This is a genomic window from Rhizobium sp. ZW T2_16 (assembly GCF_044987325.1).
Lineage (GTDB): Bacteria > Pseudomonadota > Alphaproteobacteria > Rhizobiales > Rhizobiaceae > Neorhizobium > Neorhizobium cellulosilyticum.
Genome location: NZ_JBJDRG010000018.1, coordinates 1 through 14,180, shown reverse-complemented (window position 1 = coordinate 14,180; position 14,180 = coordinate 1). Strand labels below are relative to the sequence as shown.

Sequence of the window (14,180 nt, the reverse complement as noted above, 5' to 3'; positions counted from 1 at the left end):
ACTGGGTGCGGCACTCGCCAGCATTACGGGGCTGTTCTCGAGGGAGATGCTAACGCAGGGGCTCGACGTCGAGACATGCATGGCGCGTTACACCGAGGTCTTCGCCGACACCCTGCGCGCCGACAACCGCCTGTGCCTTGCCGGAATGCCGGGCGCCGAGCGGAACCAGCTTCCGGAAGAAGTCCAAACTGAAGTTGTCAAATACGGCGAGATGAACGAACGATGGCTTGAACGCGTGCTGGCCATGCGCGATCCCGACAAGACAGAGCAAAACCAGCGTCGGGCAAAGGCCATTTACGCCGCTGTCCAAGGCGCGCAGTTGATCGCCCATACCAGAAACGATGTCTCGCTGTATGAGGAGATCATTGCGACATATCGGGAGAGCGGACTGCTGCCCTAGTGTGTTGATGCCATATACCTCTATGGCCATTCATTTCGAGATATTGGGTCTGTCTTTGCGTTGGACCCTTAGAATTATCGAAATGAAGCTTGTGCCGTGAACCGGCATCTGTGCGATGCCAAACGGGCCGGACGATGCGTCGGCTGTTTGCGGATGCTCATGGAGATCCCCGTTGGCTTCCGGACGGGGCAAGTTCACCAGTCTCGCCTTCGCAAGGGCGCTGTTCGGCACAATAGCTGGATCACGCTGCTTTGAAGGTCAGCGACGTATGGAAGATTCATTTCATATCCGGCAAGCGAAAAGCACCGGGACCGCTGACACCACTGAAGCGGAAGTCAGTGACTCTTTCCGGCTAATCGGATCGCCTCTGGCAGGCATGACATGTCGCGGTCCTAACTCAATGTTTGCAGTAGGTCGCGCAAACCTTCGTGGCCCACGACATTCGCGGCGTCTAAGACTTTAAACCACTGCCTGGCTCTGAGCCCCTGTTCGGGGTAGTCCTCATCAATCGAGGTGACGCTAAAGCCGATGCACGATCACCCGGTAGCGGTTCGGGCTGCTATCTTTCGAATAGAAAAACGATCCGACAACCGTTTGGGATATTTCGCCACGGACGCCTGCCTCCTCATATGCTTCCTGCGCGGCGGCTTTATGCGACGATTCCCCGGGTTCGATATGGCCTTTCGGCAGTCCCCACCGTCCGTTGCGACGGCTACCGACAAGAAGGACCTGCTGCTCCCCTTTGGGCGATCCACGAAGGCAGAGCGCGCCATCTCATATATCCGTCTCAGGCTTTTGCGGGGTCTTGCTACAGTCATAGCTATTACAGGAAGATGAACTATATCGACCTGACGGGCGTTCAATCGCGAAGATCACACCAGGGAGCGTGGAGTTGGCTGAAGTCGAATTGAAACTTGAAATTGATGCTGCCGGTTTCGAGCGTCTTTCATCATGGGACTTGCTTGGCGATCCCGATGAGACGATCGAGCAGACCTCAACCTATTTCGACATCAACGACAATGCATTTTTTGCGGAGGGCTTCACGCTCCGGATCCGTAAGGTCGGCACTGCGAGGACGCAAACTGTTAAGGCCACGGGTCCGAGCGCTTCGATATTCGCGCGGAGCGAATGGGAAACTCCGGCGACGGGTGACACCCCGGTGGTCGACCACACAAGCCCGCTGGTCAACGAGTTTGGCGATAAGGCAAAGGATGTGCGGCCCAGGTTTGAGGTCGTTAACGAGCGTCGGATCTGGAACGTTGAGGAAAATGGTTCGAATATCGAGGTCGCGCTCGACCGGGGATCCGTCCGCTCTATCGAACGCGAAACTCCCATCCTTGAGCTGGAACTTGAACTCAAGGACGGCAAATCGAAGGACCTTTTCTCGCTTGCCCGAAAGATCGAAGACATCGTCCCTTTCCGGTTTGGAGTCCTCTCCAAGGCCGAGAAGGGTTTTCGTCTGCTGGAGGCGGAGCGCGCCGTCGTCAAAGCCGACCCAGTCGAGTTGGATCGTGAGGGCAACACCTGCGAAGCTTTCCAGACGATCGCCCATTCATGCTTCCGACAGTTTCGTTTGAACGAGACGATCCTTCGCAGCAGGAAAAACGAAGAATCGCTGCACCAAGCTCGTGTCGCACTCCGGCGCCTGCGCTCGGCGATCACCCTGTTCAAGCCAATGCTGCAGGACGGTGAGGCGAAAAGACTGTCGGCCGAGTTCCGATGGCTGGCCGGCGTTCTCGGGGAGGCGCGAAATCTCGACGTCCTTCTCCCGAAAGCCAAGGCAGGTGAATTACGCGATAGCCTCACCGAAAAAAGAGCCACCGCCTATGCCAATGTTATGGAGGCGCTTGACAGCTCCCGGACGCGGGCGCTCACGCTCGATTTCAACGAGTGGCTTCACTGTGGCGACTATTTGACAAATGCGGCAACGAGAGACGTGGGTGAGCGTCCGGCTACCGAATATGCCGTTGAGGCGCTCGACAAAGCGCGCAAGAAGCTCAAGAAGCACGGACAGGATCTGTCCGGGGTCGATGACGAGCATCGTCATGAGGCCCGCAAGGATGCAAAGAAACTTCGCTATGCTACCGAGTTCTTCCGCTCTCTATTCCCTGACAAACGAGGCGTGCGGCGGTACAAGGGTTTCGTTGGCGCGATGGAAGCGTTGCAGGACGAACTGGGCGCACTGAATGATTTGGCAACCGGACCAGAAGTCCTGGAGGGGCATGGTTTGCGTGGTCTTGCCGGAGCAGATGACCTGATCGTTCATGCCGAGAAAGCGAAGCTGATCAGAATGGCGCAGGACGCACTGGACAACGTTCTCGATGCCAAGAGGTTTTGGCGCTGAAGCGAGTAAGATGAACCGCTGAAGTTGGCAGCGCGTTTGCATAGAAGGAGGGATATGGCAGTCGCCTGGCGAGAAGGTGAAATGAAATCGCGTTCCATAGCTGTTCGAGTTTCGTGGCGTTTCCCCAAAAACAGCGGGCTTGCCAGGCCGGACTGACGATTTCCCCGCGTCATCGACAAGCTTGCACGAGGGTGCTAGTCCCTGATTACCGGGGAACCCTTTGAACGAAGTACAGCGTATTGATCTGCCGCAAAACTTCGAGGACGTAATCCTGGGCGGGAATAGCCACGCCGTCACCGCACAACGCTCTGAGGCGAAGGCACGCGCAACCGGAAAACACCGCCAGAGATGAAACGAAATCAATAACAACTGCAACCAGGCTAGCGGATTCGACGGATCCTGCTGTTCGCGCCTTGGCGAAATGCTGGCCCACGCCTGACTGTCTGAATTCATCGAAATTCGCATATCCCTCGCGCCCACGAAGGACCTTGAGAATTATTGCTTCTTGACCAGGATTGTCGTGTCTTTGATATTCTTAAAGCGGAAGTTCCAGGATAACTTGTTTTTCCCGGCCGGCGATATTGTGATCCTGGCATCACCGCCGTCCACAGGAACGACGAGGTCAATATTCTTGCCCGCTGTCTTTGCGCCGGCCACCTTCTGTCTTGCACCATTGAATGTGTATGAGGGAATTCCGCTGTTCGGAATTGTAAGGATGACCTCTCCCCCTTGTTTGTTCTTGCCGGAATAGTTACCAGCCAACTCGCCATAGTCATCTGACAACGCCACCGATGAGTTCGCGAATGCCGCAATGCAGACAGTCGCCAATATTAAAGATGCCCGTACAAATTTCATGGTTTTCCTCCAGCTACTTCTCCAAAACAACTCATTTCGGGATTACTTTTTGATCGATAGGAAATCTTGTGAAACCTGATCGCCGCTGACAAGACGACTAGGCTCGTCGTCGCGATACGCGTCCTTCTTGTCCTTATCCCCGGACCAAAGCATATAGTACTTCGTGCCCACTTTGTGCCACGCGTAGCAATCCTTCATCGGCTCGCGCTTGCCCTTCGCAACATCGACCGGAGTGATAGTCAGGCACATTTCGTTCTCTTTTACCGCCCAATGGCCTTCACCATAGGCCTTCTTATCCTTTCGCACGAGTTTGGCAGACCCGTCAGGAGCGAAGAAGACGCGAACACTTTTCCAGTCCGCCGATTTACCCTCATACATGACGCGAATTTCTTCCTTCGTAAGCCTAGTTGCCCCGGCGGGAAGGGTGGCGGAATTTGCGGGACCAGCAATTCCAGCAAATACAGTAGAAATCGCAATAACGTATATTTTGATCATTATTTTATCCATCTCATGGGGCCGTGAAGACTGTATCTAAACTGGTATTTCAGCATCGTTGATATTGTAAGAGTAAGTTTTACCTATCAAGGATCTAGCAAACGCACCTTTGCTGAGGCCTTGAATCCAATTTCCATACTTGTGTGTGATAACAAACAGGAAGACACGCGGACACTCCCACTTGGGAGATGCCTTCTTGAGTTGCATATTATTGTCTGGCTTAATGCTGATGTTTCAACGTTGAGGGGCGCCCATGAAGTCAGCGCATGAGTTGTCTCAGGTATGCGAAGACATCGCGTCGGTGGTGACCGAGGCTTCAGCGGGCCTCCGTAGCTGGTCAGACTTGTGCTCCACTTTCACGGATGCATTCCCGGGTACATACGCAGCCCTGTTGAGCCAGAATTTTGTACGGCCTGACGTCGGGTTCGTTGTATCGGATGGTCTGGAGGAACGACACTTGCACTCGTTCGTCCACCACTATTCCTACGTCAATCCGTGGCGGAACTTCTGGCAACACGCCAGTAACGGCGCGATCCTCGTGGCGCAACGCGACGATCCGGCCGGGCGATATCATGGAAGCGTTTTTTACGAGGAATGGATGAAGGCTGTCGGGGACTTCGATGCTGCTGTCGGGCTGCGTCTGCAGGTGCATGACGAGGAGGTCATCTATCTTCCAGTTCATTTTCCGGAGAGAATGTCATTTGCCTACGAGCTTCCACTTGAGGCGGTGATGCAAAGTACGCGCCGAAGCCTGGCAAATGCGCTCCAGATTGCATCTTACTTTTCTAATTCGTCTCGATCTTCCATTGCAAAAGCGGCGCTGAGCAGCTTGCAAAGCAGGATAGCGTTCGTAGTCGATGACCGCATGAAACTGGTCGATGCAAACGATCGGGCCTTGACGGCCTTCCGCAGCGGCTTCCCGGTTGGCTGTCGACAGGACGTCGTCCGGTTTGCAGATCGGGCAACGACGACTGCGGTTGTCGGCGCATTGCGGAACGGCCCTCGCGATCTTACCTCGAAACATCTAATGATGGCTGGAGAAGAGCGCTGGGTGATCTCCGTCAACCAACTCCCCTCCGCATTCAGCAACCAGTTAATTAGCGGGCGTAGCCAGTTCCTGATCCAGGTGCATCGGATCGGCATCCGATTAGACACATTCGAAGGCGATCTTCTCCTTCGCGCATATGGTTTGACGGCTTCAGAGCTTCGGCTCTGCAAAGCGCTGGCAAGTGGCTTGATGCTTGCAGACGCCGCATCTCTTTCTCAGATCAGTTATGAAAACGCGAGACAGAAACTGAAATCCCTCTTCAGGAAAGTTGGCGTATCAAACCAAGCCGATCTACGGGCTTTATTGTACTCACTGGAGTAGCCGTAGCTCATGCGAGGCTGCTGTTTTTTGCGGAACGCGCAGCTTTGGACGCCCTACGACCCTTCCTCAATCGGGATCGTTCCCCACTCCCACCTGGGAGGCGCAATCCGGTCATCCAATCTATATATGCTGGATAGCTTTCACCGCTCTTCGGAGGAAAACAATGAAAAAGATCAGAGCTTTGCTCTGTGCTGCCCTGACCGTATACGCGCACGATTCGTCTGCGGGCGGTTTCAGCAGTTTCGAACTTCAAACGGCCGGGAAGCGATATGCTTATGGAAAATCGAAAGCTCCCGATGGCTCTGTGGCGGAACGATTTGAGCTGCACGCTGGTGATTGCCCGAAGATGACGGGAGATTGCCGCGCCGACAGGGAGCGGGTTGAAAGGTCCGAGCAAATGCCAGCGTCAAAGGTAGGCTCGGAATACTGGTACCATTTTTCTGTTTTCGTCCCTAAAGATTGGCCGAGGACGGGTCCGGTCAATACAAAGCTCGGCCAATTTCATCAAAAGGGTGAGGGAAAACCGCCGGTTCTTTTTCAGCTTGACGACAATGCTTACGGGTTCGAACTCTCCAATCCAAGTCTCAAACAAACCGATCCGATGAACCCGGTGCGGCCGCTATCCAACATCACCCTGAAGACAGCCTCTCAGATGCGTGGCGCCTGGACTGATATGCTTGTTCACGCCAGATGGTCCACGAAGCGAGACGGCTTTATCAAGGTATGGGTCGATGGACGGCAGAAGGTTGACCTTTCGGGGCCAAACGTTGACAGAGATCAGCCCGTCTATTTCAAGTACGGCATTTATAGAAGCTTTGTGAGCCGGTATCGTGGGAAGTCTTACCCCACATTGATTGCGTGGTTCCGGGATATCAATCGCGGAACGACGCGTGCGTCAGTTGAACGGCGGTGATAATTTGTCGCAGGTCGCCAGCGGCCTCATCAATATGGTCTTTGACAAAACGTCTGGCCGCACTGCATCTGGCGGTGCTCATCTCGGGCGGTGCACTGATCCTGCTGCTGACAGCTCCATCCGTGCCCGGACCCGGGCGACGGGCCTGATCCCATAGCGCTCGCCAGCAACTCTCGGTGAAAGTGACTAGCCCACGCCGTCAGTCGTGCTTGGGCTCAAAGCGGCCATCCCAAAACTTCGGCGGAGTCGTTCGGCTATCTTCTTTGGTGGCGGAGTTGGAGAACTGGTGCGGATGAGAGTGCGGTGGCGCTGGCAGCTGGGTGCCGGGGTGCTTTCTAGTCTAAGATTCGTGCACATCATGCTGGAGTGGCAGTGTTTTCGATGTTCCCGATATGATAACCGGTCCAGCAGGCGGCTCTGTCTAAGCCGGTTCGGGTCGTTTCCAGACGTGTGGTATGGCCATCTTTTGTCAAAAAGCGATTGCCTCCTCGCGGCAAAAATGAGCAAAATCGAAACGTTAGCAGCTATGAGTAAACGCTTTTTGGCTGCAACCAACCTGGTGAGGCTGGCATGAATGAGAAAGCAAGTAACCAGGAAGAGACGGGGAACGGTCCGGCTCTTCTGTTTAAAACGGACACCCGCAACTTGCCCTTGGGACGAGCTATTGAATTCTGGCAGGAGACCGCAGGCTCTCTTTATGATGTTAGTATTTCTCAACCCGAAGCATTTTTTACGACGCATTGTACCTTCCGCCTGGGCGCGATCTTGCTCACTTATTGCGCCAGCGTCGGACAAAAACTGAGCCGTTCCAGCTACCGTGCCGGAGCGGACGGATATGATCATTTCGAGGTTCAGTTTTATTCGGCCGGCCGCTGGAGCCGCCAGGACGGACGACAGGAAGCTCAGGCAACGCCAGGGGATCTGATCATTCACGATGCGGCACAGGCGCACGCGGGATCTGTCGGTAATTTTACCAATCTGACCTTGTTTGTGCCTCGACCGCTGCTCGCGCCGCTGCTCACCAACCCCGACGAACAAAACATGCGGGTTCTCGCTGCTGATGAGCCGATGGTGGGTTTATTGCGGAGTCACGTCGACAATCTCTGGCGCGCGCTTCCGCTTCTGAATGCCACGCAGGCGGCGGCGCTTGCAGCCCCGACCGTAGAGCTCGTCGCCGCGACGCTGAACGGGGTACAAAGAGAGGACGTATCGCGGGGAATGACCGTTGCACAACTGGGTGAAATTCGCCGGTACATCAATGCGAACGCGCTAGATCCGAACATGTCCCCGGCCGGTATTGCCGCTGCCTTTGGCATTTCGCTACGCAAGCTCACCTATCTTTTTTCCGGCGAGGGCGGGGTGTCAAACTACCTTCAGAGACGACGCCTGGAGCTAGCGCGTGCGGCGCTGCGCGATCCGTCGCAAGTTCACAAATCAATAGCCGAAATCGGGCTTGAGCATGGTTTCGTTTATGCTCACAATTTCGCGCGCGCGTTCCAGCGTCTTCATGGGCTCACACCGCGTGAAATCCGGGCCGTCGCTCAACGGAATTGGGCTTTGGGTTCGCGCGAATCACAAAGCTGGTTCGATCGCGCCTCCCTGTGGGGACAGTAAGGGATCAATCTGCCTGGTCCGCGGCTACCGTGCGCGCTACGAGTATTTTTGCCTAGGCGATTTGCGCGCTCGGATAGATTCGCCTTAAACCGCTTAAAGTTTCTTCTATCCCGCCCAAAGATCTGGTTTTTGAACCCTGATTTTCGGAGCAACGGTCGCGTCCCATAAGGCGCCGGACTTTATGGGATGCGCTGCTTCGGTGACGCGTGGATAGGGAGTTTTTCTACGATGCATTGCTTGCGTTGATGGTCGTCAGCACGCTTTCAGGCCGCCGAGCATCAAGGCGCTTCGCCAAAAGCCTGTTTAGACTCAACGACCCGCCGACTACCTCGGCTTCGATAGAAGTGCGGCCAATCCTCTTTGCTTGGTACGGGTCAGCGCCTGATCGGGGCCACGTCTCGCGCCGTCGAAGGACTTTTTTGCGGACGGCCAGCTTGCCCATGCTTTTACAACGAAACAGATAATCCGCAGTTGGAGTACGCCATCATGAAAATAGTAGTTCTTTCCGCGCTCGTCGCGCTCAGCACGTCCGTGGCGAAAGCAGCAGACGTCGTTGTCGAGCATTCGCCGCCGCCGGCTGCATATCAACCGCCTGCCTTCACCTGGACAGGCGCATACCTTGGTATCCAGGGTGGCGGCGCTTGGGCAACCGGTGAGTTTTCCGGCTTCGGCATATCCAGTTCGGAAGATGCAAACGGTGGGCTTCTCGGAGCTTTCGCGGGTTACAACTACCAGTTCGATAATAACGTCGTCATCGGTGTCGAGGGCGATGTCGAGTATAACTGGAATGAGGCGGAAATCTTTGGTGCTGAATTCGGGACTGACTGGGCAGGTTCGGTACGGGGTCGCCTGGGCTACGCCTTCGACCACGCTCTTGTCTATGCCACAGCGGGCTGGGCGGCGACGCAGGGCTATGTGGATGTGCCAGGACTTGGCAAGGACGAAGCCACCTTCAGCGGCTACACAATCGGAGCCGGACTTGATTACGCCTTCACCAGCAACGTGTTTGGCCGTGTCGAGTACCGCTACAATGATTTCGGCGACCAGGATCTTCAGGGTGTCAACGTTGATGTCGACCAGCACGCCATCAAGGTTGGCCTCGGCATAAAATTCTGACAGCGTCCAGAAAGCCGAAAAGCGGAAGATCATCCCTTGTCGTCTTTTTGGCCTTCATACGGTCTGCAGGCTTTAATCCGCAAATCGACGCACTGGCCCGTAGCGAAGTCAGATCACTCACGCACATCGAAATCCGGAGTTCTTGCAAATTGCTGCGGCTTCATCGCGATACCTGCGCCCTGAGGACTAAACATTGATGTCGAACACGGAATGCATGCTCATGCCACCGACGCCTGTAAGAACTGGAGCGTCCGGCAAGCCCGAGCTATCATTGTTTCCAAGCAGGCGACTGAGGTGCCTGCTGTCAATGTCGACGGCGGTCATCGCCTCGACCGCGGTTGGTCTGACGGATGTGCGAGCGCAGGAAACCTCCGCGTACTGGAATTCAGGCACGGACGGGAGCTGGTTCGCAGCGGCCAACTGGCGGGATGGGCTAGCTCCTTCCGGCGGAGATGTTGTCGATATTCGCGGTGGCGGAACAGCCTATATCGACGCCCCAGGAGCGGCGGCATATCACGTTTACGTGGGAACTCTGGGTGCTAACACGCTGAAGGTCGAGGACGGCGGCACGCTTGGCGTAGCTGGGCAATTGACGCTCGGTTATTTGCCAGGCTCCTCGGGCACCTTGATTGTGGACGGCAATGGCTCGGTAGCGACCGTTGGAACGTTCACGACGCTCGGTTGGCAGGATGGTACCAGTCTCCTTGCTGTGGAGAATGGCGGGAAGTTCCGTACCTCGATACTAACTGCAGGCGGAGGCGCAGGTAGCGGTACAATATCCGTCTCCGGTATGGGTTCCCAGATTACGGCCGAGAATAGCGCTCGTCTCGGAAGCTCCCAAGGCGTTCCCTGGGAACTCAGCATCTCTGATCAGGGTCGGTTTACCGCCAATGTTCTCGACCTCGAAAACACCACCGCGATCAATATCAGAAATGATGGCATCCTCGACGTCGCTGATATCAACGCGAACTCCGGCACTGTGACATTCGGCTTGAACACCTCTGGGGTGGATACGATAGGCGCGAACATCCGGGAGAATGGCGGCTTCAACATTTTGAACAAGTCGGGAGCGGGCACACTGATCCTGACGGGCGACGGTGAATTCTCAGGCGGGGTAACGGTCGCGGATGGCGAGCTTCAGATCGGCGACGGCGGCGTAGCCTCATTCGCGGCATCCTCGGTCAATCTCAACGACGCCGCCACGCGGTTGACGATCGACAATGATGACACTCTTGCCTTGTCCATGCCGATCACCGGCGGCGGAGAAGTGGAAAAACGCGGTGCAGGCACAATGACGCTCTCCGGGAGCAGTGCTGGCTTCTTCGGCGGTCTGGTGATCACCGAGGGCGCTGTCGACCTGACGGGGCAACTTGGGTCCGCCAACGGTACGGGAAGCTCAGCATCGGTGCACGGCGGCAGCTTCCAGGTGAACGGCCTCTTCGGCGGCGATGTTGCCGCCTCTGACGCCGGACGGGTTGAGGGTCGCGGTGCGATTGAGGGCAGCCTGACGCTCTCCAACGGTGGTATTCTGTCGGGCCAACAGGGACAGTCCCTGTCTATTAACGGTGATCTGAGGCTCGATAGGGGCAGCACGATTGATGTCGCGCTGGGAGGAATCTCATCGCCGGCGCTCTTCGACGTCGGGGGCAACCTCACACTCGACGGCAAGCTTCAGGTCACCGATCAGGGCGGGTTCGGTGCCGGGGTTTACCGACTGTTCGACTACGCCGGAGCATTGACGGACAATGGCTTGACCATTGGCACGACGCCGGCCGGCGTCACCGCGGACGATCTCTCCATTCAGACCGCGGTCGAGGGTCGGGTCAATCTGGTCTCAACCGCCGGGGCGGAGCTCGGTTTCTGGGACGGCGGCAACGCAGCATTACACGATAATGATGCCGTGGATGGAGGCTCCGGTACCTGGACGGCCGTCGGGCGCAACTGGACCTCCGACAATGGCTCGGTCAACGGATCCTTCAAACCGAATCCGACTTTTGCGATCTTTCAGGGAATGTCCGGGGCAGTCGCGGTCGATGATACCGCAGGCGCGGTCGGCGTCACTGGCATGCAGTTTGCCACCGACGGATATCGCGTCTCGGGCGATCCTGTCGAGCTGCTTGGCCTCAGTGGCGAGACCATCATCAGGGTTGGCGATGGCGGAGCTTCAGACAGTGGAATGGCGGCCGGAATATCCGCAACGCTCAGTGGCGCCTCCAGTCTTGTAAAGACCGGCGCCGGGTCCCTGGTCCTGACCGGCAACAACGCCTACACCGGCGGTACCCGGATTGCCGCCGGGACGCTATGGCTGTCGTCGGACGCCAATCTCGGCGCGTCGTCGGGTGGATTGATCTTCGATGGAGGAACGCTGGCCACGACGACTGGCTTCAGCTCCGGCCGTGCAATCGCCCTTAACGCTTTCGGCCGCGTCGATGTTTTCCGCGATCGCGAGCTTATCCTGTCCGGTTCGATTTCAGGGCCAGGGGGTTTCGAAAAGCTTGGCGACGGTACGCTGAAACTGACAGGAGAAAACTCCTACCTGGGTAACACGCTTGTGCGGGCGGGAACTCTGGTCGCAAATACAAATGCCATCCACGGTTCAATCGCCAACGCCGGGGCCGTAATCTTCGATCAAGCCAGGAACGGGTATTTTGCCGGCGATATCGCTGGCTTGGACGGCGCCGGCGGCGAGATGATCAAGCGTGGCGCAGGAACGCTCACCCTTGGCGGGGTATCGATGCTCGACTGGACCGTGACGGAGGGCGGTATCGTTTCGGCGACGGACCGCTTCGCAGGCGATCTCAATCTGGCATCTGCGACCCGCTTCACTTTCAGCCAGGACTACAACGGGACCTATGGTGGAGCCATCTCTGGTTCGGGAACCATTGCCTTCGATGGCGGAGGCCGGATCGCGCTGACCGGCGACAATTCCGCGTTTGCAGGCCTGAGTCAGGTTTCGGGCACGACGCTTGTCGTCAACGAGGCACTCGGCGGCTCTGCGTTGATTGGGAACGGCGGGCGTCTGCAGGGCGCAGGCACGATTGGATCAGGAACGGGATCGACGGTGACACTGGCTTCCGGTTCGATCCTGGCACCCGGCAATTCGATAGGCACGCTGACAGTTGATGGCGATCTGGTCCTTGATGCCGGCTCCCGCTACGAGGTCGAGGTCGCTCCGGGCGGCAAACAAAGCGACCTGATCAAGGTGACGGGGTCGGCCACCCTCAACGGTGGCACTGTTGCCCATATCGGCATGACCGGTACATATGATCCGGCGGCCACCTACACGATCCTTTCGGCGCAGCATGGTGTGAACGGTTCCTTTGACGCGGTTACCTCCGACTTCGCCTTCCTCGATCCCACGCTTGGCTATAACGGCAATGATGTCACGCTCTCACTGACCCGAAACGACATCGACTTTGCCACGGTCGCCGAGACGCACAATCAGATTGCCGCTGCGCAAGGATTGCAAAGCCTGCGCAATGGTAACGCGCTTCACGACGCGGTCGTGCAGCTCGACGAGGGAACGGCCCGGGCCGCATTCGACCAGCTTTCGGGTGAGATCCACGCATCGGTGGTGACAGGGTTGATCGAGGATTCACGCCATATCCGGAATACGGTCAATGATCGGTTGCGCTCAGCCCTTGGCGCTGATTCAACTCCCGGGACGGCCTCGTCTGGTCTTGCCTTCTGGGGCACGGGTTTTGGTTCATGGGGGTCAACCGATGCAAACGGCAATGCCGCCAGTCTCGATCGCTCGACCGGGGGCTTTATCGGAGGCGCCGACGCAATGGTCACCGATGCCTGGCGGCTGGGCCTGCTGGCCGGCTATAGCCATTCGTCCTTTGATGCTGATGACCGTGCCTCGTCAGCCTTGAGCGACACCTATCATGTTGGGCTCTATGCAGGGGCAGAATGGCAAGCCCTGTCGTTCCGCTCGGGCGTCGCCTATGGCTGGAGCGACATCAACACCAGCCGCTCTGTCGACTTCACCGGCTTTGCGGACCGTCTGTCGGCAAGCTACGATGCCGGCACGTTGCAGGCCTTCGGCGAACTTGGCTACCGGATGGAGACGCCGGCCGGTCACTTCGAGCCCTTCGTCAATCTTGCCCATGTCACCGTCAAGACGGATGGCTTCAGGGAAAATGGCGGCGCTGCGGTTATTGCCTCCACCGGCGAAACGACAGATACGACCTTTGCCACTCTCGGAGTTCGCGCCGAAACAGATGTGTGGATCGGAAGCATGCAGATGGATCTCGCCGGCATGCTGGGATGGAGGCATGCCTTTGGAGACATCACGCCCACCGCCATTCACGCTTTCGCCGGTTCCGATTCCTTCACCGTGTTCGGCAATCCGCTTGCAAAGGATGCAGCCGTGTTCGAGGCCGGTGTCAATGTCGATATCGCACCAGACGCTACCCTCGCCATTGCCTATCAGGGGCAGTTTGGCGATGGCGCCCAGGACCATGGCTTCAACGCCAAGCTCGGTGTCAGGTTTTGAAAGACCAAGGTGTATAACTCAGATCAGCGGGCGGCCTGGGAAAAGTTCGGCGGCTACTGCTTAAATAGCTGTCCGGTATTTTCGCCTGTTCGATGTGGTCATCATCAAAAGCCCGTGCCGTTCTCGGGTAGCGCTCTGGATGACGCTGCTAGATTTTGGAGACTTCACTGCTTTATGAAGTCGAGGAAGGCGCGGAGCGGCGGCGGCACTAAGCGGCGACCGGAATAGTAGAGGAACGGCCCTGGAAAAGAAGACCACCACTCGGGAAGAACCGGCACGAGGTGGCCCGCCTCGATATGCGGTTGCAGCCATTCCTCGAACAGTCCGATGATGCCGACACCGGCGACTGCCATGTCGACGGCCAAAATTATCGCGCCGCTGATGCTCACGGTGAGCGGCCCCTGCGGCTCGATGCGGACCGTCTCGTCACCGCGTTCTAGCTCCCAGGGTGTTGGTTTCCACGCGGAACTGAGCCGGTTTTTCCACCGAGAAGTGAGCCACCTCTGAGTATGGTTTTTTGATCAGGCTTTGGTCAAGGGATTGGCCTTTTCTCCTCTCTTCTGAGCTGCTGCGGCC

At 57.1% G+C, this 14,180-nt stretch carries 10 protein-coding genes and 1 pseudogene; 7 read left to right on the top strand and 4 right to left on the bottom strand.

Annotated features, from left to right (window positions below):
* The first annotated feature begins 79 nt into the window (after positions 1-79).
* A complete protein-coding gene (locus ACI3K0_RS25285; RefSeq protein WP_404946442.1) occupies positions 80-400 on the top strand; it encodes a hypothetical protein in 321 nt (106 codons plus the stop codon).
* A 519-nt stretch (positions 401-919) separates the two neighbouring features.
* Here ACI3K0_RS25285 and ACI3K0_RS25280 read toward each other — a convergent pair.
* Positions 920-1,090: an NUDIX domain-containing protein gene (locus ACI3K0_RS25280; RefSeq protein ID WP_404946470.1), complete on the bottom strand. Its 171-nt coding sequence runs from the start codon at positions 1,088-1,090 to the stop codon at positions 920-922.
* A 202-nt stretch (positions 1,091-1,292) separates the two neighbouring features.
* Here ACI3K0_RS25280 and ACI3K0_RS25275 point away from each other — a divergent pair, with 202 nt between their 5' ends.
* Complete coding sequence (locus tag ACI3K0_RS25275; protein WP_210349140.1) at positions 1,293-2,744, top strand: CHAD domain-containing protein; 1,452 nt, start codon at positions 1,293-1,295, stop codon at positions 2,742-2,744.
* Between the two features lie 495 nt (positions 2,745-3,239).
* On the opposite strand, the gene ACI3K0_RS25270 is transcribed toward ACI3K0_RS25275, so the two are convergent.
* Positions 3,240-3,599, bottom strand: a complete 360-nt coding sequence (locus tag ACI3K0_RS25270) for a hypothetical protein (protein WP_404946441.1) — start codon at positions 3,597-3,599, stop codon at positions 3,240-3,242.
* A 42-nt stretch (positions 3,600-3,641) separates the two neighbouring features.
* On the bottom strand, positions 3,642-4,094 hold the full coding sequence (locus ACI3K0_RS25265; protein ID WP_206829215.1) for a DUF995 domain-containing protein: 453 nt from the start codon (positions 4,092-4,094) through the stop codon (positions 3,642-3,644).
* A gap of 457 nt (positions 4,095-4,551) precedes the next feature.
* Here ACI3K0_RS25265 and ACI3K0_RS25260 point away from each other — a divergent pair, with 457 nt between their 5' ends.
* The 5 genes from ACI3K0_RS25260 to ACI3K0_RS25240 all read left to right on the top strand — a co-directional run bounded on the left by ACI3K0_RS25260 (position 4,552) and on the right by ACI3K0_RS25240 (position 13,604).
* Complete coding sequence (locus ACI3K0_RS25260; RefSeq protein ID WP_206829217.1) at positions 4,552-5,463, top strand: hypothetical protein; 912 nt, start codon at positions 4,552-4,554, stop codon at positions 5,461-5,463.
* A gap of 163 nt (positions 5,464-5,626) precedes the next feature.
* Positions 5,627-6,376, top strand: coding sequence for a polysaccharide lyase (locus ACI3K0_RS25255; RefSeq protein WP_206829219.1), 750 nt, complete (start codon positions 5,627-5,629; stop codon positions 6,374-6,376).
* Between the two features lie 570 nt (positions 6,377-6,946).
* Positions 6,947-7,990: a helix-turn-helix domain-containing protein gene (locus tag ACI3K0_RS25250; RefSeq protein ID WP_404946440.1), complete on the top strand. Its 1,044-nt coding sequence runs from the start codon at positions 6,947-6,949 to the stop codon at positions 7,988-7,990.
* A gap of 486 nt (positions 7,991-8,476) precedes the next feature.
* Entirely contained in the window at positions 8,477-9,106 is a 630-nt protein-coding gene (locus ACI3K0_RS25245; RefSeq protein WP_206829223.1) for an outer membrane protein, read from the top strand.
* Between the two features lie 307 nt (positions 9,107-9,413).
* Complete coding sequence (locus ACI3K0_RS25240; RefSeq protein ID WP_206829225.1) at positions 9,414-13,604, top strand: autotransporter domain-containing protein; 4,191 nt, start codon at positions 9,414-9,416, stop codon at positions 13,602-13,604.
* Between the two features lie 164 nt (positions 13,605-13,768).
* On the opposite strand, the pseudogene ACI3K0_RS25235 reads toward ACI3K0_RS25240, so the two are convergent.
* A pseudogene (locus ACI3K0_RS25235) lies at positions 13,769-14,047 on the bottom strand (LysR family transcriptional regulator); the annotation flags it as partial.
* Positions 14,048-14,180 lie beyond the last annotated feature (133 nt).

Excerpts from the sequence above, each read along its gene's own strand:
- ACI3K0_RS25240 (WP_206829225.1), top strand. The coding sequence starts at position 9,414 with ATGTCGACGGCGGTCATCGCCTCGACCGCGGTTGGTCTGACGGATGTG.
- ACI3K0_RS25270 (WP_404946441.1), bottom strand. The coding sequence starts at position 3,599 with ATGAAATTTGTACGGGCATCTTTAATATTGGCGACTGTCTGCATTGCG.
- ACI3K0_RS25285 (WP_404946442.1), top strand. The coding sequence starts at position 80 with ATGGCGCGTTACACCGAGGTCTTCGCCGACACCCTGCGCGCCGACAAC.
- ACI3K0_RS25265 (WP_206829215.1), bottom strand. The coding sequence starts at position 4,094 with ATGATCAAAATATACGTTATTGCGATTTCTACTGTATTTGCTGGAATT.
- ACI3K0_RS25250 (WP_404946440.1), top strand. The coding sequence starts at position 6,947 with ATGAATGAGAAAGCAAGTAACCAGGAAGAGACGGGGAACGGTCCGGCT.
- ACI3K0_RS25245 (WP_206829223.1), top strand. The coding sequence starts at position 8,477 with ATGAAAATAGTAGTTCTTTCCGCGCTCGTCGCGCTCAGCACGTCCGTG.
- ACI3K0_RS25255 (WP_206829219.1), top strand. The coding sequence starts at position 5,627 with ATGAAAAAGATCAGAGCTTTGCTCTGTGCTGCCCTGACCGTATACGCG.